Source organism: Streptomyces sp. NPDC096193 (assembly GCF_040302905.1).
Taxonomy (GTDB): domain Bacteria; phylum Actinomycetota; class Actinomycetes; order Streptomycetales; family Streptomycetaceae; genus Streptomyces.
In genome coordinates this window covers 1-19,666 of the sequence record NZ_JBEOSJ010000014.1, presented here as the reverse complement: position 1 = coordinate 19,666, position 19,666 = coordinate 1, and the positions used below count along the sequence as shown (strand labels likewise).

Here is a 19,666-nt window from a genome sequence, read left to right as displayed (position 1 = left end):
GGCCGGCGGAGGGCGGTCGCCTCGCGGCGAAAGGCTCCATGGGGCTTCAGCCGAACGATCTTCCCCATGGGCAATGGGTAGGCCCGGGGACACTGTCCCCTCCGCAGCCACGTAAACCAGAACCGCGGATGCCCCCGCATTGTTCCCGGCCGTCGCCAGACCTTCGGAGTGGTTCACCGCGGCCGCCGCGGGTGCGGCTCGTACGCTGGGTCGGGGCCGCGCCGGGGCCCTGCGAGGACGCCGGGCCCGTGATCGGTGCCGGCGCGGAAGCCGGGGGACGCAGGGCGATGACTTCTGCCCGCTCGCGCCGTCTACCGAAGCACACGGGACATCACCGACGACCTTGGGGAAGAGCCCACCATGAAGAAGATCATCGCTCAGCTGTTCATCTCGCTCGACGGCGTCGTGGAGGCGCCCGATCAGTGGCACTTCCCTTACTTCAACGACGAGATGGGTGCGGCGGTCGACGCCGCCCTCAGCCCGTCGGACACGCTGCTCCTCGGCCGTAAGACCTACGACAGCTTTGCCGGAGCCTGGCCGGAGCGCGAAGCGGCCGGCGGTGAGGACGCCCACTTCGCCAAGACCCTCGGAGACGTCCGGAAGATCGTCGTATCGAACCAGCAGCTCGACTTCACCTGGCGGAACTCCGAGCTGCTCGGCGGCGACCTCGTCCAGGCGGTCACCGCTCTGAAGAAGGAAGCGGGCGACGGTCCCATCGGGATCAGCGGCTCGGTCTCCGTCGTCAGGCAACTGCTGGAGGCGGGCCTGCTGGACGAGCTGCGCCTGCTGGTGCACCCGATCGCCGTGCGCAAGGGAATGCGCCTGTTCGACGAGGGCGGGGCCCCGATCCCGCTGACCCTGATCTCGTCCGAGACCTTCCGGACCGGGGTGCTGAACCTCGTCTACACCCGCGCCGAGTCTTCCGGCGACGGCACCTACGAGGACGCCAAGACCCAGCTGCCGCAGTCCGAGTAGTCGCGGCTTCCAGGCCCGCGCGACAGGTGCGGGCGGTCCCGGACACGCCTCGGCGACTGTCCGCGGCTCTCGCGGCCATGCCGGGGCCGGTGCACAGTGCACCGCCCCCGGCCAGCAGGTCTCGGGATCCAGGGATCTGGTGGGCCGGTGCCAGGACGAACTCCACCGCCTGGGCGACCAGGACGACCTCCTGCGGCGTCCAGCAGTCCGACCGCTCCACCGCGATGTCGGCCGTGCAGAACCGGCACACCAGGTTGGGCCCGTCGCAACCGTCCAGCCCGCAACAGCCGTTCCGCCGCGCCCGGATGGCCGACCGCAGGCCGGCCGGATCCGAACGACCGGCTCTACGACGTCGGCAGTGTCAGCACCACAACCGCCAGCAGGACGTCGAGGACGCCGCAGAACTCCGCGTACCACCGGGGGACGATCAGGTCTGCGCGGTGGTGTGCGACATCCCAGCCGGCGTGGGCCAGCCATCCCGCCGCGAGCACCAGCCGTGCCTGTTCCCCGTCGAGAGCCAGGGCCACCACCATGACCGCGCCGAAGAGGACGACACCCGCTGTCTCCAGCGTCAGCCGTCCGGGCCGCCACAGCTGTCCGCGTACAGCGCCCCAGACCCAGTAGACGATCGCCGCGACGACGATGCCGTGCGCGAACTTCGTGTGCACCCCGATGACGGCGAGCAGCGCCACGGTCGCCGCCCCGGCCCAGCTGGGCCAGTGGTACCTGACCAGCACCGGTTGCATCCGCGTGGCGAGGTCGGAGGGTCTCATGACCCCACTCCGTGGGCGGCGCGGCGGCGGAGCATGACGAGCAGCATGAGCGGGAACATCGCCACATGCAGCAGGACCATGAGGGTCTCGTCCGAGACGAAGCCCAGCCACAGCAACGGGAGGAGTACGGGGAGGGGGACGAACATGACCCCCGACGTCTCCGCGATGCCCGCCCGCGGGTGGCCTCGCAGGCGCATCCAGATCGCCATTGCGAGCGCCATCTCGACGGTCATCACCACACAGGCGAGGGCCGGTTGCCGCTCTGCCGAGTAGCCGATGTCCGCGGCGGCCACGATGCCCTCCACGACCGCGCCGAAGACCATCATCCCGGCGAACATGGCGACGACCATCTCCGCGTAGTGCAGTGCGAAGCGCGGCCAGTGCCCTTGTTCCGCTGCGACGTTGCTCATGAGAACCCTCCCTGCTGTGACGACCGGACCGATGTCCTCACCCTCGGATTCCGGCGAGGCAGCGGCAAGGAAGACCGAAGGCGGTGTCCGAATACTTGGGATCCCTGTCTTTCGGACATAGCATGGGGGCCATGGACGAGCGGTTGGTGGTCGTCGTCGCCTACGACGAGGCGCAGTTGCTGGACATCGCCTGCGTGACCTCGACGCTGGAGGCGGCGAATCTGGGAGGCGCCAAGCCTCCGTACCGCGTACGCCTGGCCACCTCCGGCGGCCGGGCGGTCAGCTGCGACCAGGGGCTGACTCTCCAGGCACAGGAGTGTCTCGAACGGATCAAGGGCCCGCTGGACACGTTGATCGTCTCCGGGGGCCTGGGGTTCAAGGCGGCAGCGGCGAACCCGCGCATCGTGGGCCATGTGCGCCGCCTCGCGGGCGAGAGCCGGCGCGTGGCGTCGGTGTGCACCGGCGCCGGTGTCCTGGCGGCCGCAGGCTTGCTCGACGGCAGACGCGCCGCGACCCATTGGATGTGGGCCGACGAGATCGGCATGACGTATCCGAAGGTCACGGTGGACCCGAGCCCCATCTACATCCGCGACGGGCAGGTGTCCACCTCGGCCGGCGTGACCAGCGCGCTGGACCTGACGCTGGCGTTCGTCGCGGAGGACAACGGCCCCGAGCTGGCGCGAGGAGTGGCCCAGGCTCTGGTGACCTATCTGCAACGGCCGGGCAATCAGGCGCAGATGAGCATGTTCGTCGCCGCCGCCCCGCCCGAGCACGACCTCGTACGCCGCGTCGTCGACCACGTCACCAGCCATCCGGGAGCCGACCTGACCACGAAGTCGCTGGCCGCGCTGGTAGGGGTGAGCGAACGCCACCTCACGCGGCTGTTCCTCGAGCATCTCGGCCGGACACCGGGCCGGTTCGTGCGCCACGCACGGACCGAGGCGGCGGCCCACCTGCTGGCCGCCACCGGACTACCGGTGGCGAGCGTCGCGAAGCGCTGCGGCTTCGGGACGGCCGAGACCCTGCGCCAGGCGTTCGTCGACCGCTACGGGATCCCGCCCTCGCGCTATCGGGCGGCCCAGGCACACTCCGATGCGCACCACGCCGTGGCGGCCTCACCGCCGAAGGCTCGTGGAACAACTTCCGGGGCCGGGCAGCATATTCGGGCCGTGCGGGGTGATCGTGCCTGCACGGAGCCGACGGCGGGGCATAATTTGCCGATGGAGGGCGGCGGATGATGCGTTTGACCGGCAAAGACAGCCAAGGACCGGACCACGGGGGTCCGTTACCTGTGCCTGTCTTCCCCTGGCCCACGTGGCGCGGCGACGAACCCGTGACCGCGCCGGACGGCCACCCCTATCTCCTGGCCACACTGCGGATGAGCGTGACCAGCGGCAGGACATGGCAGCGCCACCGTCTGATCGAGAACGACCGGCTCCGCACCCGGCTCACCCCCCTCCTCGGCACGCTCCCCCTGAGCCATTCGTATTTGCAGGAGCCACACGGCGGCCACGCCTGCCGCTTCAGCGAAGCCGGCCTGACGATGTGGCAGGACGCCGACCCCGACCACTGGCCGAACACGCTCTACCGCCGACTCACGGCGGAGGACGGCCCCCGCCAGGGCCTGGGCGAGGTCACCGTGACCCTGCGTCTGGAGCCCCGCGACGGCGAGGTCTGCCAGGTGGATCGAGTCATCAGCGAGTGCAACGTACGGGCGGACGGCCGGCTCCTGGTGGCACAACTCGGCCACGACAGGCTGCCGTTCACCGCGTAGCCGCGGCCGGCCGTCCGGCGGTCGGCCCGGGGGCGATGTAGACGTACAGCCCTCGGTACGGACCCGGGTCTTCCAGGCGGTACGCGCGCCAGGTGAGGGCGTACGGCGGCAGGGCCGAGGCGCTGGTGGTGAGCACGGCGACCGGCATCCTCTGCGCCGCGCGGCCGATCTCCGCCGCGGTGGTGTTGGCGTTGTTGCCATGGGTGTGCGCGGAGGCGCAGCCGGCGTAGTAGGCGATCGGAATGGACTCGTGCCCGGACAGCAGGCACGGCGGTCGCACCCCGAGCCGGTGCAGCTGCTCGACGACGCGGGACCAGGCCGCGCGGGAGACCGTGGTGCGCTCCACGGTGCGTGAGAGTACCGCGTACTGCACCGCCAGATGCCCGGCCAGTGCGACCGCCAGCAGGGTGACGGCCACCGCACGCCACCGCCCGCTCGGCGCGACGGCCAGGTGCAGGAGCCCGTCGGCGACCGGAATGGCGAGCAGGGCGTAGGCGGGCAGCAGGAACCGGGGAGCGGCGTAGCCGATCAGGAAGAGATACGGCACGGCCACACTGACGGCGCAGGCCAGCGGTACCAGCGTGCGCGCCGTGCGCCGGGCCCGGACCGCGACGGCCAGCGCGAGGGCGGCGAGCAGCGGAAGGGCGCACCACCAGAGCAGTACCGCCACGTCGGGCATCGGGCTGGTGCACGGCCGGCACAGGGTGCGGCCGCTCAGGCTCCGCAACTGGTCCCCCACGGCGATGTTCCAGCCGAGATCGCCCTGCACGCGTGAGGCCTCGGCCATCCGGGTGCGCAGACCCCCGTAACTCACGTACGCCTCGACCACCCATGGCGCCGCCCCGACCAGCAGCCCCGCCGACAGGGCGGCCAGCAGCCGCAGGTGCCGCCATCCGGGTACGCACACGAGGAGCACGAACAGCGGCAGCCCGACCCAGACCGCGTCGGTCGGCCGCATCAGCGCCATCAGGGCCGCGCCGCACGCCACCCCCCACACGGGCGCCCGGGCGGAGCGGTCGGCCTGGGCCCGCAGGAAGCAGCCCACCGCCGCCAACGCGCCGATCGCGACCCAGAAGTTGGGCATGGCCTGCGGGCCGTAGAACATCGTGATCCACAGGGTCACGAACAGCGCGCCGCCCGCCGCGAGCACGCGCACGGGGAACAGGCCCCGCCAGCATCGCAGGGCGATGAACAGCCCCAGCCCGGCCAGCACCGCCAGACAGACGCGCAACAGGGCGGTGGACGACGACCAGGAAGCGATCGGAGCGACCAGCAGCGAGACGCCGCGGGCGCGGGGCGCGCTGAAGAACGCCGCCGGCGCCTGCCCGCCGACCTGGCTGACATACACCGTCTCGTCCCAGCCCAGCCCCATCCACGGCGGTACCAGAACCAGTTGCAGCACGGTGAACGCGACCGCCACGGCCGCGAGCAGCCGCGTGTCCGACGGGCTCCACGACCGCCTGTCGACCACCGGCAGTCCGCGCGAGGTGGTCCGGGTCCGCCGCGAGTGCACGGTCGTCTTCGGCATCGTCCACCCTTCGCGCTTGACGGCCGGGAGCCTCCTTCGTCCTCGGTCCGCAGGACGGAGAGGTAGAAACATGCACAAATTACCCCGCAGGAGTCGGGTGCGCAGTGCGGGGACCGGCGAGAGTGCCGTACGAGATCGGGGAGACGGGTGGTTCACCCGGGTGGTCAGTGGGAGCCGTACCTCCCGGGGCGGGTAGTCAGGAGTGCGTGCCTCCCGTTCCTGCCCGTGTCCGACCTTCCCCGGAGCCGACGTGAAATTCGGAGTCTCGACCTTCATCACCGACCAGGGCATCAGCCCGACCGCACTCGGCACCGCGCTCGAGGAGCGCGGGTTCGATTCCCTGTTCGTCGCCGAGCACAGCCACATCCCGGCCGACCGCCAGACCCCCTACCCGGGCGGTGGCGACCTGCCGGACATCTACTACCGCACCCTCGATCCCTTCGTGGCCCTGACCGCGGTCGCCGTGGTGACCGAGCGGCTGTTGCTGGGCACCGGCATCGCACTGATCCCGCAGCGGGACCCGATCATCACGGCGAAGGAGGTCGCCTCCCTCGACCTGGTCTCCGGCGGCCGCGTGATCTTCGGCATCGGGGTCGGCTGGAACCGTGAGGAGATGAGGAACCACGGCGCCGACCCCTCGACCCGTGGCCGGCTCACGGACGAGCGGCTGCGCGCCATGCGCGCGCTGTGGACCGAGGACACGGCCGAGTTCCACGGCGAGTTCGTCGACTTCGATCCGGTGTTCGCCTGGCCCAAGCCCGTGCAGCGGCCTCATCCACCGATCTACGTCGGCGGCGGGGAAGGCGCGTTCCCGCGCGTGGCACGGCTCGGCGATGCCTGGCTGGCCCTCAGCGTGCCGCCGGAGCAGCTCGGTCCGCAGATCGAGCGGCTGCGTGCCCTGGCCGACCGTGAAGTGCCGGTGACGGTGTACGCGGCGTCCGACGACCCCGAGCAGATCGAGGAATACGCCCGCCTCGGGGTCGAGCGGCTGCTGTTCTACGTGCCGACGATGCCCGAAGGGGAGACGCGTGCCTTCCTGGACCGGCTGGCCGATGTCGCCGCCCGGTACCGCTGAGGCGGGGGAAAGGGTGCCATGCCCGCTCTGACGAGCACCCAGGTACGGGAGCGGTTCGCCGCGTCGCGCGTCGCCCATCTCGCGACGGCCGATGCCACGGCCCGCCCGCACCTGGTACCGGTGGTGTTCGCGGTGGAGGGCGACACGGTGGTGCTGGCCGTGGACCACAAACCGAAGCGGACGACACAGCTGAAACGCCTCGCCAACATCGCCGCCAACCCCTCGGTGTGCCTGATCGTCGATCACTACGAGGAGGACTGGGACCGGCTGTGGTGGGCCCGCGCGGACGGCAGGGCCCATGTGCTACCGCCACCGGACCGCTGCCCCGAGACGGCCCGGTGGGTCGGCCTGCTCACGGCGAAGTACGAGCAGTACGCGGAACGGCCGCCCGGTGGTCCGGTCGTCGTGATCACCGTCGCGCGGTGGGTCGGCTGGCGGGCGTGGTGAGCGGCAAGGCGAGTCGGCGGGAGGCCCGGACCGGCAACCGGGTTGCCCCGTGAGCGCGTTGTGGCCGGACGGACGGGCGCCTGCGGGGCACCGGCGTCGAGCCGGCACCCCGCAGGCGCGGAGCGCTGTTCTTCGTACCGCTGATCGGCGTCAGGCGTTCCCTGTGCCGCTGATCGGCGTCAGGCGGCGACCGAGCTGGCCCAGTCGTTGTAGGCGCCGAGGTTCGAGCTGTAGGAGTTGGGGCTGATGGAGATCGTGCCGCCATTACCTCCCTCGTCGCGGGCGAGCCAGGCGTAGGAGTCCGACTGCCTGTTGCGCCAGGACGACGTCTGGTCGTTGAAGCTGTACTCGTTGAGGTTGTGCCAGTAGTAGTCGCTGAAGATCAGCCGCCGACCGCCGCCGTTCGCGTGCTCGTACAGGCACGTCCAGCCGGAGGCGCAGGCCGGCAGTGCTTGGGTGCCGAGGCTGCGGGCCAGCGGATCCGTGGCGCGGGAGTAGCCGAGTGCCTTGTCCGCTTCTCCGTGGGTCTTGAAGCAGCGCACTGCGCTCTTGGAGTACACGACGCAACTGCGGGCGTCGCCCCAGCCTTCCTGCTTGAGGTTGACCTTCTTCTGCCCGTAGTCGGCGACGGCACCGCCCTGGGTCCCGGCAGCGGATGCCGTCGGCGCCGGACCGGTGAGCAGCGCGGCGGCCGCTGCCAGCGCGGCCGCGGCCAAGACGGAACGTGATGTCTTCACTGTTTCCCCCTGATCGAATTCAGCGGGCCGGCCAGGTGCGCCCAGGGAGATGATGTCGAACGTCCCCCTGTGGTCAGTCAGGGCGTGAAGTCCTCCTGGCCGTTCCCTCGTTCGGACAAGGGCAACTAAAGGGGCGGCACGCTTGCCCCGTCAATACCGCACGAAAGGTTGGCAGAGGAACAAGCCATTCTTTCGGGGAATCGGGGGTGCGGCACTCCGCATGTCGCGATCCAGTGAATTCGGTGAATGCCGTGAAATGCATTGACCGAATTCCGCCGTGGTGTTTCCTTGATGCCCCGTCTGCGCCCCCCTGCCGCCCGGTGGCGCACGAGTGCGCCGGGAGCGCAGGGACTGCGCCCCCTGCCCAGCCGTCCGACGGCTACGGCTTGTTGCGCCGGCACCGGCACCGGCACCGGCCCAACGCAGGCCCGGAGAAGGCAGTCGCCACGACGATCAGGTCACCGACATCGGGACGCCGTCCATGCCCTTGCAGGACAGTGGTCCAGTCGACAGGGTCCGCAACAGGACTGCCGTCCTGCCCACCGCGTGGCCGTAGTCCGTCGTCCGCACGGCGGCCTCGGCCGGCACGTCGGCACTCACCGCACGAGAAACCGCGCCCGCTGAACTCCAGCACACTGGCTCGACGGCCTGCCAAGCCGTCGCACCATGTGCCGTAACCCGGCCTGAACCGCAGGGCCGATTCACGACGCGACGAGCGGAGTGGCGATGGTGGATCTCCATCAAGGCCGGCTTTCGCGTGTGCCCCTGAGGAATAGGAACCCTCCACTCCGGGTGATGACGACGATCCCGAGGAGAGGCCATCCTCCGGCATTCCCCATGGCGATGAGCACCACGGAAAGGAGGATCCCCGAGGATCGCGAAAAGGAGCTCATCGCGAAAAGCGCTTCACGCCGGCTTCCTGTTCAGCGGTCCGCCCCGGACGACTCATGGTGATCCTCTCCAGGGGCCTGGGGGGCAGGGCGGCGGCGTTCAGTGGATCTGTCGGGGTTGATCACGTGCGCCGGGCCAGTACCGCGCAGGCGGCGAGCGCGCAGGGACGAAGGCGAGGGGATGGCGGCGGCCCTCGGCCCGACCTGGCCCCGGGCCGAGCGTCCAAGGTTGGTCACGCGGAGGAGCGGGGGTGGTTGTGGTCGCGCCAGGCCCGAGGCGAGAGCCCGTATGCCTGTTTGAACACCTTGCTGAAGTGGGTCGCGTCCACGAAGCCCCACCTTCGTCCTATTGCTGCGATGGTCCGCAGCCGGCCGTTCGGGCCGGACAACTCTCGCCTGCATTCAGCCAGGCGGCGTGTACGGATCCAGTCTCCGAGGCTGATGCCCGACCGGGACAGCACATCGTAGAGATGACGTACGGAGATGTCGTGCGCGGCGGCGATCCGTGCCGCCGACAGATCGGGATCAGCCAAACGCTGCCGAAGGTATTGAGTGATCCGCAGGCTGAGTGTCGCCTCCAACGGCGACCTGGCCAGACTGGAGTTACCGTGCTGGGAGGTCAGGGCGGCCCGGAGCAGTTCGACGCTGGGTGCCACGACGGCATCGGCGTGCACACCCTGGTGTAATTCGTCGCTGACGGCCAGTTGGGAGAAGTAGGTGAAGGCGAGGCGCGCAACCGCGTTGTCGGATCCCAAGGGGACCGCGGTGATGTCTCGTAGCAACCGGTCGGGTAGCGCGAGTGCCGCGCGGGGGAAACGGATGAAGCGGTGGTCGACTCCCTCGTCGAAGAGAAGTGTGTAGGGAGCGATCGATTCGTAGACGGCGCAGTCTCCCCGTCTCAGCAGGCACTCGCGACCGTTCTGCACCACCACGCTGCTGCCCGTCATCTGTACACCGAGAGTGACGGCCGGCTCCTCGTCCTCCCGGCTCAGCCGCTCCGTCCGACGAATCGTGACCGCGGTCGACCGCGCCGAACAGATCCTGATAGGCCCCACGGTGCCGAGCCCCATGCGCGCGGAGATGTTCCCAGCCGCGGGACGGTGATCGATATCGACGGCCACCATGGACTCCCACACCGCGTTCCGGACCACTTCCTCCCGGTCCCGCGGCAGTATGAACGCCGTGTCCAGGACGGGGCTCACGAGGCAGACCTCCGTCCGCATCGGTCATAGAGCCGGCCTGACAGCACCTCGACCCGTACTCCCACAAGTCCCCCCTTGATACGGACGGTTCCCGACTTCAGTTTGGCGGGATGCGATCTCGCAGCGCAACGGCTTCGCCGGGCACACACACAGGGCCCTCACCTGACGCAGCGTCAACTTGAGGCTGTGCACAAGTGACAAAGTTCCCTGCACGGACGACAAACTCCCAAGCCGAAGATGACCCTAAAGTCCAAGGGCGAGGCCAGGAAAAGGGGCGTCACACATCCGCATCACGAGCCTTGTCCAGGCCATCCTCTGCCTGCATCACGCCGGCTCGGACCGAGGATGGAAAAGGCCTATTGCTTTCCCCATACGTCGATGAGACCCGCTTCCCAACGTAGGCGATCGCGAGCACGACGGACGGAGGGCGGGAGCGTTGTCACGTCAGCTTCACGGTCTCCTGGGCACAAACTGCCGGCCAGCCAGAGCTGATGGCGAAGAAAACACCGAGGGAGGATGTGCCGAGTGAAGGAAAAATCCTCTGCCCTTCTTTGCACGGCTCTCATCGCCTGCCTGGCAGTCGGCTGCGGGATCGGGAGCGGAAACCCGAAGGACATGGAACGGCCGCAGAAAGGCGAAGCGGTCGGCGCAGCGGGTGAACAGGTCAGGGACCTGACCGTCGCGGAGGAGGTCGAGGTCGACCGCGCTGAGGAAAAGCTCATCGAGAAGTGCATGGAGCGCCGGGGTCACCGCTACTGGCCGGGGCCGGTGGCGAGCATCGCGGAACGCAAGGCCGGGGCGTACGTGGTGGACGACGTCGACTGGGCTCGCCGGTACGGCTACGGTCGGCCCTTCGACATCGCGGCCGAGAAGACACGCCGCAGTCATCCCAACGTCACCTACCACAACGCACTCTCCGAGCAGGAGCGCATCCGCTATTCCCTCGCACTCGACGGCGACTTCGACGACAACATTTCCGTCGAGCTGCCGTCCGGCGGCACCATTCGGACACCACGCCAAGGCTGTCACGTCGAAGCGCGGGAGCGGCTCTACGGCGACTATCCGACCTGGTTCCGGGTCAAGAAGACCGTGACCGGGCTGACTCCGCTGTATGTCCCACGGATTCTCCGGGACGAGCGCCTGATCGCGGGGGTCAAGGCATGGTCCCGATGCATGAACGAGTCGGGAAACCCCTTCAAGAGCCCGGACGACATACGCCAGAAACGGGACTCTCTGGTCAAAGGGATGAATGCATCCCAAGCCCAGAGCGCCGAAGTGAAATTGGCTGTGGCCGAGGCCGAGTGCGCCAGCAAGACATCCCTCGGGGAGACCGCACGTTCTCTCGAAGGCGAATACAGAGAAAAGACGCTGCGCGATTACCCCGAAGAATTCGCAACCTATCAGCAGATGAGGATGACCGCCCTTTCCCGGGCCAGGAACTTCAAAATCCGGTAGGTGCCGCACCGAAGATTTCCGTGGCGTCATGGCCGCGGGGAGTCCCACCCAACAGATGATCGAGGAGTTGTACCCGTGAGGAAACTACCCGCCGCCCTGACCGTCCTGGCCATGGCTGCTCTCGGAACCGTCATTCCCGTCTCCGCCGCGCACGCCGCCGAGACCTGCTCCGACAACTACAGTGGCGCGGTGGCCGGCTACATGTACGCCTACGACAGTGTCGACTGCGTCGGGCAGCTCGGCCGGGCCACGGGCAACGACGCAAACTGGGGCGACAGCTCGCAGAGCTTCCAGGGCAGCGACACCAACAAGGCGTCGTCCATCCTCAACAAGGGCAACTCCTACGAGGTCCAGTTCTTCAACGGAACCGGCACGGGCTGGACCGGCGGCCACACCTGCCTCTCCCGCAACGAGGGCTACGCCTCCGACCTCACCAACAACTACTTCACCAGCGGCTACTCGGCCAACAACTCCATCAGCTCGTACCGCTGGGTGAGCGCCAGCACCTGCGACAGGTGGGCGACCTGACCTCCGCTTCCCCGTAGCCGAGGCTGACGGGCCTGTACCTTGCGGGGATGCCGCCTTCATGGCATCCCCGCAAGACGTCGGGGCTTGGTGGAGCCCACCTTCACCGGCGGCTGGTGAGCGGCGCCGTCTACTTTCCCCACACCGATCCCGGGCCTGGACCGGCATGCGGCGGTGTCGGCGCGCGAACGCCAGAACATTGCCCCTCGGCAACACTTTCCCTGATCAACAGCAAGGGCTTTCCCACGGCGAACGTGGCCGGGATGCGTTCCCACACGTGCCGAACAGGGTGCCTGTGGGAGCCGGGAGGGTCTGCCGGGGGCCGGTCTGGGGGCGGCCCGGGAGACAGTGAGCGGCGGTCGGGACGGCAACCCGGCTGAAGGTCGGCGGAGTACCGGAGGGTCAGCGGGGACGGCCGGTCGCCGAGTGACGGCCGGTCAGCGGGCGTCGAGCTCGGCGATCAGCTTCTTCGTCGCGATGACGCGATAGCTCTCCTCCACCCAGTCGCAGAGCACCTCCGCCGAGGGTGCACCCTTCTGGGCGAGCGGGACCTGCACCCAGCCCGCCTTACCGAGGCCGTAACCGGACGGCTCGGCGCCCGGGCAGGACAGCGCATGAGCGTGCACGGCCTCGTCCTTGAGCTTGACGCCGACACCCAACGGGTAGCTGCCGTCCGCCACTCCGAGGAAGACGAAGATCTTCTTGTTGACCTTGACGACCGTCTCGCCCCAGGGGAACTCCTCGCCGGCACCCGGCAGTCCCAGGGCAAAGGAGCGCACCTTGTTCCACTTCGCCAGCGCGGCCTTCGGTGGTGCCGCCATGCCGTCCTCCTGATCGAGCGATCCGTCGCTCCCACGCTAGCTTTCGCGGCGGGTATCCGCCGGGCGCTCGCGTGAGGGCGGGTCGTGGCGGGCGCGTCGCACGGTGGTTCGGCCGAGCCGGTACGCGGTCCGGCGGCGGCCGGTCAGCGCTGGGGCTCCCAGTCGATGCCGGCCGCGACCGGCAGGTGGTCACTGCCGGTCGCGGACAGGGTCCACACATCGGTCACCGTCACCGAACGGCCCATGACGTGGTCGATCCTGGAGACCGGGAATCCGGCGGGCCAGCTGAAGGAGAATCCCTGCTCGGACGATGTCAGCCTCGAGGTGACCGGCGCGAGTCCCCGGTCGTCCAGTGTGCTGTTGAGGTCCCCGAGGAGGACCACCTTGTCCAGCTTCTCCACGCTGAGGGCCGCACCCAGCAGGTGAGCGCTTTCATCCCGTCGGCCTGAACCGAACCCGCTGGGTCCGATGCGGACCGAGGGCAGGTGGGCGACATACACCGCGAGGTCGCCGCGCGGCGTCCGCACGGTGGAACGCAGCCCGCGGCTCCAGCCGTCCCCGATCCCCTTCGGTTTGATGTCCACCGTCCGGACGTCCGACAGCGGTACGCCGACCAGAGCCCGACGGTGCCTCTGACCGTGTGGTGGGGATAGGCCGACTCCAGCGTTCTCTCGTAGGCCGGCAGAGCGGCAGGCGTCAGTTCCTCCAGGGCGATGAGGTCCGGTGCGGAGTCGGCCAGGGCGGCGGCGGTGCCCGCGGGGTCGGTGTTCTCATCGCTGACGTTGTGCTGCACGGCCAGGAAGTCGTACGTCATCCGGCCCTCCCCGAGCAGCATCCCGCCGAACAGGCCGGCCCAGACGGCCGAGGGCAGCAGCAGGGCCACCAGCGCGAGGGCGGACCGGCGCAGCAGGGCCGGCCCGAGCAGCATGGGGAAGGCCAGGCCGAGCCATGGCAGGAAGGCCTCCAGCAGGCTGCCGAGACGAACCGCGGTGTTGGGTACGGCGGAGGGGAAGGCCAGGAGTCCGGCGGTCAGGACGGCGAGCGCGGCGAGAACACGCCCGCGGGCCCAAGGCGATGGGTGCTTCTCGTCCTTGCCGCGGCGCCACGGCGTGAGAAGGGTCGGCCTGCGCCGGGCGATCGCGGCCCTCGCCTCCGAGGACGCAGCGGAACTACCCGATGCCACAAGGCCGTTCGTCCGCCCCACCAAGGTCGACCCATCCGTTCGGTGCTCGTCCCGCGCCGCGGTCGTGAGCGCACGCCGTGCTCCGTACCACGCATGATCAGACGATCTGGTTGCGGGCGGCGACTGATCAGCCCGGGGCACACCGCCGCATGTGCTCGGTCGGTGAACACCACCGTCGTCCTTCAGGCGTACGCGACGCCGGTCGCGCCCGGCTCTCGTTCTGCACCCGTGGCCTCGACCGGCCCGGACGTCCCGGCGCCATATCGGAGTGACTCGGCGGGAGGCCGGTGACGTTACGCTCCCCTGACGGGGGCCGAGACCAACCAGAGCCGGGGGGTGAGCATGAGCCGACCACTGCTGTTCCTCGATGTGGACGGTCCTCTCAACCCCTACGCGGCCAAACCGGAGAGGCGTCCCGACGGGTACACCACACTCAGAGTGCCCCGGCCGGCCGGGACCCCGGACGGACTCTCGACCCGGCGGCGCCCCCTGCGGGTGTGGCTCAACCCGGAGCACGGGCCGGCCCTGCTCGGGCTCGGCTACGAGTTGTGCTGGGCGACGACATGGATGGCCGATGCCAACCGTTGGATAGCCCCGGTGCTCGGACTTCCCGAACTCCCCTACGTCGACTTCGGCGACGCCCTGTTCCAGGAACGGCCCGACGGGGTCCACTGGAAGACAGGTCTCCTGGTGGACTTCGCGGACGGCCGTGCCTTCGCCTGGGTGGACGACGAGCAGAGCGGCCTGGACGAGGAGTACGTGACCGCCCACCACCGCGGGCATGGGCTGCTGCACCATGTCAATCCGCGGATAGGGCTGCGCGGTCACGACTTCCGCACGCTCGCCGACTTCGCCCGGTGCCCGGACGCCTCACCAACCACCGGCTGACCCCGACTCGGGCTTTTTTCCTTCCCGTGTACGGGAGTTCACGACCTTCGGCCACCGAACTGCCAGGGGTGAACCTCGATGTCGGCGTACCGCTCCGGGGTCAGGACGGCGCGTGCCGTGTCCTGGTCCGGTGCCCGCAGCAGCGCGGCCGTACCCACCCAGGTGGAGCCGTCGTCGGACAGCAGCGGCCCGTAGGCGATCAGCTCGTCCCGGCCGCCCGACACCGTGAGGTCGGCGGCCTGCCCCGTGCCGAGGCCGAGCACCAGATACCGGTTGCCGTCATCAGGCCCACCGGCGAAGTCCCACATGGTGCGGCCGAGCAGGTTGCGCCACCGGCGCAGCAGCACGTCGCGGTACACCCCCGCCTGGTAACCGGGCTCATCGAAGGCGAACGCGCGGGCGGCGGCGGGATCCGGGAGGTCGACGATGTGCACGCTGCCGGTGGGCACTTCGCCGTCGCCCGTGAGGGTCGGGCCACGGGCGATCATCTCCGCCGCGTACCCGTCCATGTAGGACCAGTGGGCTTCCAGCAGCTCGTGACGGAGCTCCAGGGAACCCGGGCGGTCGCGGTGGTAGCAGAAGAACTCCATGGTCCACAGTCTTCAGCACGGGGGCCGGCGGTCTCACGACGGGTCGCCTCGCGAAGTGATGGCGCGAACGCGACCCGCAGGGAGGCCGGTTCAGCGCTACCCCTTTCCGTCCGCCGGAATGTCTGGTGAGGACAACGGCGAGACATCCGTATCCGACACTCAGGGGGACCCATGAAGCGTGCACTCACTCTGGCAGGCGCGGCCGTACTCGCCATGACGGGCGTGGCCCTGACAGCGCCGCAGGCGGCGGCAGCGGCACCTCCCGGATACGGCGGTCCGGTGAGCACCTGCTCCGGAGCCGAGATCGTGACCCGCAAAATGACCGACAACTGGGAAGGGAGGCCCGGACGGCCGTTGCTGCGGATCTGGTACTCGCCCGCGAACCGCGGAACGTTCTGCGCCAAGGTGACGGACGAGATGAACGGGAAACACCCCATGGCAGTTTCCATCCGACGCGCGGACTGGAAGACCGTCTGGAGGGACGGCGGCACGTTCGAGCACTATGCCGGCGGTGTGGTGGTCTACGGCGCAGCGGGAAAGTGCGTCGATGTGTACGGGTACGCCAAGGAGGACGCCCTCACCGAGTACCGCTCGCACGCGTTCGTCGAGGCAGAGGGTCAGAACTGCTGACGGGATGGGACCGGAGCCCTACCCGGCACATCGGTGAGATCGCGGGTATTGCCGGTGCCGGTGTGCGGAGTGCGCGGAGCCGGCACGGTCGTACAGCAATCCGCCGCTACGACAGCGACTTCGCGACCACCGACGCCGCCTGCGCGATCAGCTTGTCGTCGTGCTCGGCGGTCTTCTCGGCGCGGTTCGACATGATCGCCATGACGATGGGGGCGCCGTCGGGCCGCCACACCACCGCGATGTCGTTGCGGGCGCCGTAGCCGCTGCCCGTGCCGGTCTTGTCACCGACCACCCAGCCCTTCGGGACCCCGGCCCTGATGAGGTTCGCTCCGGTGGTGTTGGTCCGCAGCCACGTCGTGAGCTGTGCGCGTTCGGCCCTGCCGAGGACGTCTCCCAGGACGAAGGCGCGCAGGTCCTCGGCCAGTGCCCGCGGTGTGGTCGTGTCCCGTGTGTCGCCCGGGGTCCATCGGCTCAGTTCGGGCTCGCGGCGCTCCATCCGGGTGACGTCGTCGCCGATCTCCTTCAGCACGGCGCCCAGCCCCTGGGGGCCGCCCAGCGCGTCGAAAAGCAGATTGGCCGCCGCGTTGTCGCTGAAACGGACCGCGGCGTCACAGAGTTGGGCCAGCGTCATCCCCGTCTCGACGTGCTTCTCGGTCACGGGAGAGTTGGCGATCAGGTCGTCCCTGGAGTAGGTGATCACCCGGTCCATCCCGCTCATGGAGTACCTGCGCAGTACGGCACCGGCCTCCAGCGCCTTGAACGTGGAGGCGTACGGGAATCGCTCGCCGTCGTTGTGGGCCACCTCCCGTCCCGTGCCGGTGTCGATGGCGTACACACCGAGTCGTGCGTCGAATCTGCGCTCCAGTGCCGTGAGTTCGCCCACGAAGGCATTCGCATCCGTACGCGTACTCCCCGGCGAGGCGGACGAGGACGACCCGGAGGGGGACGACCCGGAGGGGGACGACGACGGCGACTCCTGCGGGCCGCCGCAGGCCACCAGCGGGACGAGCGCGAGCGTGGCGAGCGCGCCGGCAAGGGCGTGGCGGACGCGGGTGTGGTGCATGCTCCGAACCTCCGGGGCGCCCCGCACGCGGGGCACGTAGGGGACAGAGCTCGGCTCCGTCCCGGTGCGTGGTGATCTGTGCCGGACCACCCTCACCTTCCGATGGCCATGCGGTCCAATACGGTCCCGCGCTGTTCCATGCCGAAATGACATAGGGTCGGGCCGTGGATCTGGTGGCAGCATGTCGCGCGTTCGTCAGCGTCAGCGAGCACGGGAGCTTCACCGTCGGCGCCGCCGCTGCCCGGATGTCGCAGCCGGTGGCGAGCCGTCGGGTCGCCGCCCTGGAGGAACGCTTCGGTGAGCAGTTGTTCGAGCGCACCTCGCGGCGAGCGGTCCTCACCCCCTTCGGCCGGGACATGCTGCCGACGGCCAGGCAGCTCGTGCAGGCGGCCGAGGTGCTGCTGAACGAGTCGGAGGCCGCCAGGCTCAAACCGTGGCGGCTTGCCGTGCCCGGCATCTGCCCGGTGGCCTCCCTCGCCCGCCTCGTCGCCGAGGCACGGGGGCACGGTGTCACCCTCGACCTGCGGGTCGCGGCTCCCGCCCGGCGCAGGGAACTCGTCCATGCGCAGCAGGTGCGGGCCGCGCTGCTGGCCGTGCCGGCGGACGAGGCGACATGGTCCGTGCCGCTCGGGCTCGCCGGTGCCCGGCATCCCGGAGTGAAGCGCCTCTACCTCGAAACTCTGCGGGTCGGCCGCGCCTCGGTCGATCCCGCATCCCGTGTCTGGATCCAGCCGGAAGACGACGTGCCGCACATTCGTGATCCGCTCACCCGGCTGCGGGACGCGGTCGGCTTACGCCCGGCCCAGCTCGCCGCCGCGGCCGATCTGACATCCGCGGCGGCGGAAGTCCTCTGCTCACCGGATCTGTTGCTGTGCTCGCCCGCGCAGGCCGAGGAACTCGCCCTGCACTGGCGGCCCATCGGCGAGATCGCGCTCAGCAGGGGGTTCGCTCTCGTCGCCGCCGGTGACGGCAATCCCCAGACCGTCGAAGCGCGCCTGGGCGAGGCCATCGCCCGTTGCCTCGGAGCGGGCGCACCGGCAGGCAGCCCGACACGTGCACCGGCAGGCAGTGCGGCAGGCGCCCCGGCAGGCAGCACCGGAGGTACCTCGGCGTGAGCACCGAAGCCCTGCTGAGCGGCCTGCGCCGGGAGTTGCACGACGGCGGTCTGCACGGCTGTCTGCTCGTCCGGGATCTGCACACGGGCGACGAGCTCGGGATCGAGCCGGACACCCAACTGCCTGCCGCCTCCCTGGTCAAGGTCCCGCTCGCGCTGGCGACGGCGGAGCGTATCCGGCTGGGTGAGCTGGACGGTGCGACCGTGCTCGACGTGCGCCCAGGACGGATCACCACGCCCGGCCCCACCGGACTGAGCCGCTTCCGCCACCCCGCCCGGATCGCGCTCGACGACCTCCTCTATCTGAGCACCTGCGTGAGTGACGGTACGGCCGCCGACGTCCTGTTCGACCTCACCCCGCCTGCCCGGGTCGCCGAGATCCTCCACCGCTTCGGTCTGCGCGGTATCACCGTCCGGCACGGCATGCGCGAGCTGTCCGACACACCTGTGGAACGCTTCGACGCCGCCGAGGCCCATCTCGCGCACGCCCTCGCGATCGACGCCGGCACCAGCGGCCGGGGACACCGGGTGCCGCAACTCGACACCACCCGCGCCAACACCGGCAGCCCCCGCGCGTACGTCGATCTGCTCCAGGCGCTGTGGACGCCGTCGGTGATCCATCCCGAGGTGGCCGAGCGGGTGCGCGACCTCATGGCCCAGAACATGCTCCGGCACCGGCTCGCCCCCGACTTCAGTTCCGACGCCACCTCCTGGTCCTCCAAGACCGGCACCCTGCTCAACCTCCGCCACGAGGTCGGGGTCGTCGAGCACTTTGACGGTCAGGCGTTCGCCGTCGCCGTCTTCACCGAGTCGCTCGTTCCGGCCAGTACCCAGCCGGGCGCCGATGCCCTCATGGCTCAGGTGGCCCGCAGACTCCGGGACCACTTGCGGCAGTTGTAGCCCAGTGCCGGCCCGGAGCCGCCCGTGTCTCCACGGTCGGCCGAGTAGTGAAAGGGTTCGCTCACCTTTCAATGAAACCGAGTTGCCGGCACCTCGGCCGTTTCCGCAGGTCACCTCCACACGTCCGAAAGGGCGCGCACGCGCATTGACGCCCGCCATACGCGCCCTACGTTCGCGGCTGTGAATCGCCTCACCTTCTCCCTCCAGGGGCCGCTGTGATCAGTAGAAGGAACATCCTCGCGAGCGCCGTCGCCACCGCGGGAGCCGTGGCCGCCGGCGCCGGACCGGCCGTGGCCGTTCCCTCTCCCGCCGCGGGACGCGCGGGCCCGAGCGCCTTGCGGATCGCCTCCCCGACGGTCGAGTACGTGCGGCAGCCGCTGGGGCTCGACGCCGCCCGTCCGCGCCTGAGCCGGCCGATGACCTCGGCCCGGCCGGGAACAGCGGCAGAGCGCGTACCACGTGCGTGTCGCGACCAGCGCCGCCGGCCTGTCCCACCCGGACGTGTGGGACAGCGGCAAGGTCGTCTCGGACGCATCCGTCCTCGTGCCGTACGCCGGTCCCCTTCGCGGTTCAACACGCACCGGCTCGCACCACCGTCACGGTGGTGCGGTCGCCCTTCGCGTAGAACTCCCTGCGGCCGAGCAGCAGCGCGAGGACGAAGCCGGCCGTGAGGGCGAGCGAGACCC

20 protein-coding genes and 2 pseudogenes are annotated in these 19,666 nt (G+C 69.7%); 12 read left to right on the top strand and 10 right to left on the bottom strand.

Annotated elements, in window-relative coordinates:
• The first annotated feature begins 360 nt into the window (after positions 1-360).
• A complete protein-coding gene (locus ABTX78_RS20765; RefSeq protein ID WP_352208251.1) occupies positions 361-975 on the top strand; it encodes a dihydrofolate reductase family protein in 615 nt (204 codons plus the stop codon).
• 344 nt (positions 976-1,319) lie between these two features.
• On the opposite strand, the gene ABTX78_RS20760 is transcribed toward ABTX78_RS20765, so the two are convergent.
• Together ABTX78_RS20760 and ABTX78_RS20755 are read right to left on the bottom strand one after the other, a co-directional pair.
• On the bottom strand, positions 1,320-1,748 hold the full coding sequence (locus ABTX78_RS20760) for a hypothetical protein (protein WP_352208250.1): 429 nt from the start codon (positions 1,746-1,748) through the stop codon (positions 1,320-1,322).
• A complete protein-coding gene (locus ABTX78_RS20755) occupies positions 1,745-2,158 on the bottom strand; it encodes a hypothetical protein (RefSeq protein ID WP_352208249.1) in 414 nt (137 codons plus the stop codon). Before ABTX78_RS20755 ends, ABTX78_RS20760 begins: the two co-directional genes overlap by 4 nt.
• A 131-nt stretch (positions 2,159-2,289) precedes the next feature.
• Here ABTX78_RS20755 and ABTX78_RS20750 point away from each other — a divergent pair, with 131 nt between their 5' ends.
• Positions 2,290-3,396, top strand: a complete 1,107-nt coding sequence (locus tag ABTX78_RS20750) for a GlxA family transcriptional regulator (protein WP_352208248.1) — start codon at positions 2,290-2,292, stop codon at positions 3,394-3,396.
• Between the two features lie 95 nt (positions 3,397-3,491).
• Complete coding sequence (locus tag ABTX78_RS20745) at positions 3,492-3,932, top strand: hypothetical protein (protein WP_352208247.1); 441 nt, start codon at positions 3,492-3,494, stop codon at positions 3,930-3,932.
• Here the strand turns inward: ABTX78_RS20745 and ABTX78_RS20740 are convergent.
• The gene (locus ABTX78_RS20740; RefSeq protein ID WP_502993914.1) at positions 3,922-5,460 is read right to left on the bottom strand and encodes a glycosyltransferase family protein; all 1,539 of its coding nucleotides are present in this window, start codon (positions 5,458-5,460) and stop codon (positions 3,922-3,924) included. The two genes, ABTX78_RS20745 and ABTX78_RS20740, sit on opposite strands and share 11 nt — an antisense overlap.
• A 250-nt stretch (positions 5,461-5,710) precedes the next feature.
• On the opposite strand from ABTX78_RS20740, the gene ABTX78_RS20735 reads away from it, so the two are divergent.
• Positions 5,711-6,535 carry an LLM class F420-dependent oxidoreductase gene (locus ABTX78_RS20735; protein WP_352208246.1) on the top strand — a complete coding sequence of 275 codons (825 nt, stop codon included), beginning with the start codon at positions 5,711-5,713 and terminating at the stop codon, positions 6,533-6,535.
• 18 nt (positions 6,536-6,553) lie between these two features.
• Positions 6,554-6,982, top strand: a complete 429-nt coding sequence (locus tag ABTX78_RS20730) for a TIGR03668 family PPOX class F420-dependent oxidoreductase (protein ID WP_352208245.1) — start codon at positions 6,554-6,556, stop codon at positions 6,980-6,982.
• A gap of 179 nt (positions 6,983-7,161) precedes the next feature.
• Here ABTX78_RS20730 and ABTX78_RS20725 read toward each other — a convergent pair whose 3' ends face one another.
• From ABTX78_RS20725 to ABTX78_RS20715, 3 genes are all read right to left on the bottom strand, one after another.
• Entirely contained in the window at positions 7,162-7,719 is a 558-nt protein-coding gene (locus tag ABTX78_RS20725) for a peptidase inhibitor family I36 protein (protein ID WP_352208244.1), read from the bottom strand.
• A 453-nt stretch (positions 7,720-8,172) separates the two neighbouring features.
• A complete protein-coding gene (locus tag ABTX78_RS20720; protein WP_352208243.1) occupies positions 8,173-8,319 on the bottom strand; it encodes a hypothetical protein in 147 nt (48 codons plus the stop codon).
• Positions 8,320-8,842: 523 nt separating this feature from the next.
• Entirely contained in the window at positions 8,843-9,811 is a 969-nt protein-coding gene (locus ABTX78_RS20715) for an AraC-like ligand-binding domain-containing protein (RefSeq protein ID WP_352208242.1), read from the bottom strand.
• A 525-nt stretch (positions 9,812-10,336) separates the two neighbouring features.
• Here ABTX78_RS20715 and ABTX78_RS20710 point away from each other — a divergent pair.
• A complete protein-coding gene (locus ABTX78_RS20710; protein WP_352208241.1) occupies positions 10,337-11,266 on the top strand; it encodes a hypothetical protein in 930 nt (309 codons plus the stop codon).
• A 75-nt stretch (positions 11,267-11,341) separates the two neighbouring features.
• A complete protein-coding gene (locus tag ABTX78_RS20705; protein ID WP_352208240.1) occupies positions 11,342-11,794 on the top strand; it encodes a hypothetical protein in 453 nt (150 codons plus the stop codon).
• Positions 11,795-12,228: 434 nt separating this feature from the next.
• Here ABTX78_RS20705 and ABTX78_RS20700 read toward each other — a convergent pair whose 3' ends face one another.
• Positions 12,229-12,612, bottom strand: a complete 384-nt coding sequence (locus tag ABTX78_RS20700) for an MmcQ/YjbR family DNA-binding protein (RefSeq protein WP_352208239.1) — start codon at positions 12,610-12,612, stop codon at positions 12,229-12,231.
• 143 nt (positions 12,613-12,755) lie between these two features.
• Positions 12,756-13,750, bottom strand: a pseudogene (locus tag ABTX78_RS20695) (endonuclease/exonuclease/phosphatase family protein).
• Between the two features lie 387 nt (positions 13,751-14,137).
• On the opposite strand from ABTX78_RS20695, the gene ABTX78_RS20690 reads away from it, so the two are divergent.
• Complete coding sequence (locus ABTX78_RS20690) at positions 14,138-14,683, top strand: hypothetical protein (RefSeq protein WP_352208238.1); 546 nt, start codon at positions 14,138-14,140, stop codon at positions 14,681-14,683.
• 38 nt (positions 14,684-14,721) lie between these two features.
• Here ABTX78_RS20690 and ABTX78_RS20685 read toward each other — a convergent pair whose 3' ends face one another.
• Positions 14,722-15,273 (bottom strand): YciI family protein, encoded by a 552-nt coding sequence (locus tag ABTX78_RS20685; protein ID WP_352208237.1) that lies wholly within the window; start codon positions 15,271-15,273, stop codon positions 14,722-14,724.
• A gap of 171 nt (positions 15,274-15,444) precedes the next feature.
• Between ABTX78_RS20685 and ABTX78_RS20680 the strand changes: the two genes are divergently transcribed.
• A complete protein-coding gene (locus ABTX78_RS20680; protein ID WP_352208236.1) occupies positions 15,445-15,903 on the top strand; it encodes a hypothetical protein in 459 nt (152 codons plus the stop codon).
• A gap of 106 nt (positions 15,904-16,009) precedes the next feature.
• On the opposite strand, the gene bla is transcribed toward ABTX78_RS20680, so the two are convergent.
• A complete protein-coding gene (gene bla, locus ABTX78_RS20675; protein ID WP_352208235.1) occupies positions 16,010-16,966 on the bottom strand; it encodes a class A beta-lactamase in 957 nt (318 codons plus the stop codon).
• Positions 16,967-17,130: 164 nt separating this feature from the next.
• Here bla and ABTX78_RS20670 point away from each other — a divergent pair, with 164 nt between their 5' ends.
• From ABTX78_RS20670 to ABTX78_RS36170, 3 genes and pseudogenes are all read left to right on the top strand, one after another.
• The gene (locus ABTX78_RS20670) at positions 17,131-18,081 is read left to right on the top strand and encodes a LysR family transcriptional regulator (protein ID WP_352208234.1); all 951 of its coding nucleotides are present in this window, start codon (positions 17,131-17,133) and stop codon (positions 18,079-18,081) included.
• Positions 18,078-18,980, top strand: coding sequence for a serine hydrolase (locus ABTX78_RS20665; protein ID WP_352208233.1), 903 nt, complete (start codon positions 18,078-18,080; stop codon positions 18,978-18,980). The genes ABTX78_RS20670 and ABTX78_RS20665 overlap by 4 nt, the downstream gene beginning before the upstream one ends.
• 459 nt (positions 18,981-19,439) lie before the next feature.
• Positions 19,440-19,496: pseudogene (locus ABTX78_RS36170) on the top strand (hypothetical protein); the annotation flags it as partial.
• Positions 19,497-19,666 lie beyond the last annotated feature (170 nt).

Coding starts and splice junctions, on each gene's coding strand:
- ABTX78_RS20765 (WP_352208251.1), top strand. CDS start 361: ATGAAGAAGATCATCGCTCAGCTGTTCATCTCGCTCGACGGCGTCGTG.
- ABTX78_RS20760 (WP_352208250.1), bottom strand. CDS start 1,748: ATGAGACCCTCCGACCTCGCCACGCGGATGCAACCGGTGCTGGTCAGG.
- ABTX78_RS20755 (WP_352208249.1), bottom strand. CDS start 2,158: ATGAGCAACGTCGCAGCGGAACAAGGGCACTGGCCGCGCTTCGCACTG.
- ABTX78_RS20750 (WP_352208248.1), top strand. CDS start 2,290: ATGGACGAGCGGTTGGTGGTCGTCGTCGCCTACGACGAGGCGCAGTTG.
- ABTX78_RS20740 (WP_502993914.1), bottom strand. CDS start 5,460: ATGCCGAAGACGACCGTGCACTCGCGGCGGACCCGGACCACCTCGCGC.
- ABTX78_RS20730 (WP_352208245.1), top strand. CDS start 6,554: ATGCCCGCTCTGACGAGCACCCAGGTACGGGAGCGGTTCGCCGCGTCG.
- ABTX78_RS20700 (WP_352208239.1), bottom strand. CDS start 12,612: ATGGCGGCACCACCGAAGGCCGCGCTGGCGAAGTGGAACAAGGTGCGC.
- ABTX78_RS20690 (WP_352208238.1), top strand. CDS start 14,138: ATGAGCCGACCACTGCTGTTCCTCGATGTGGACGGTCCTCTCAACCCC.
- ABTX78_RS20685 (WP_352208237.1), bottom strand. CDS start 15,273: ATGGAGTTCTTCTGCTACCACCGCGACCGCCCGGGTTCCCTGGAGCTC.
- ABTX78_RS20680 (WP_352208236.1), top strand. CDS start 15,445: ATGAAGCGTGCACTCACTCTGGCAGGCGCGGCCGTACTCGCCATGACG.
- bla (WP_352208235.1), bottom strand. CDS start 16,966: ATGCACCACACCCGCGTCCGCCACGCCCTTGCCGGCGCGCTCGCCACG.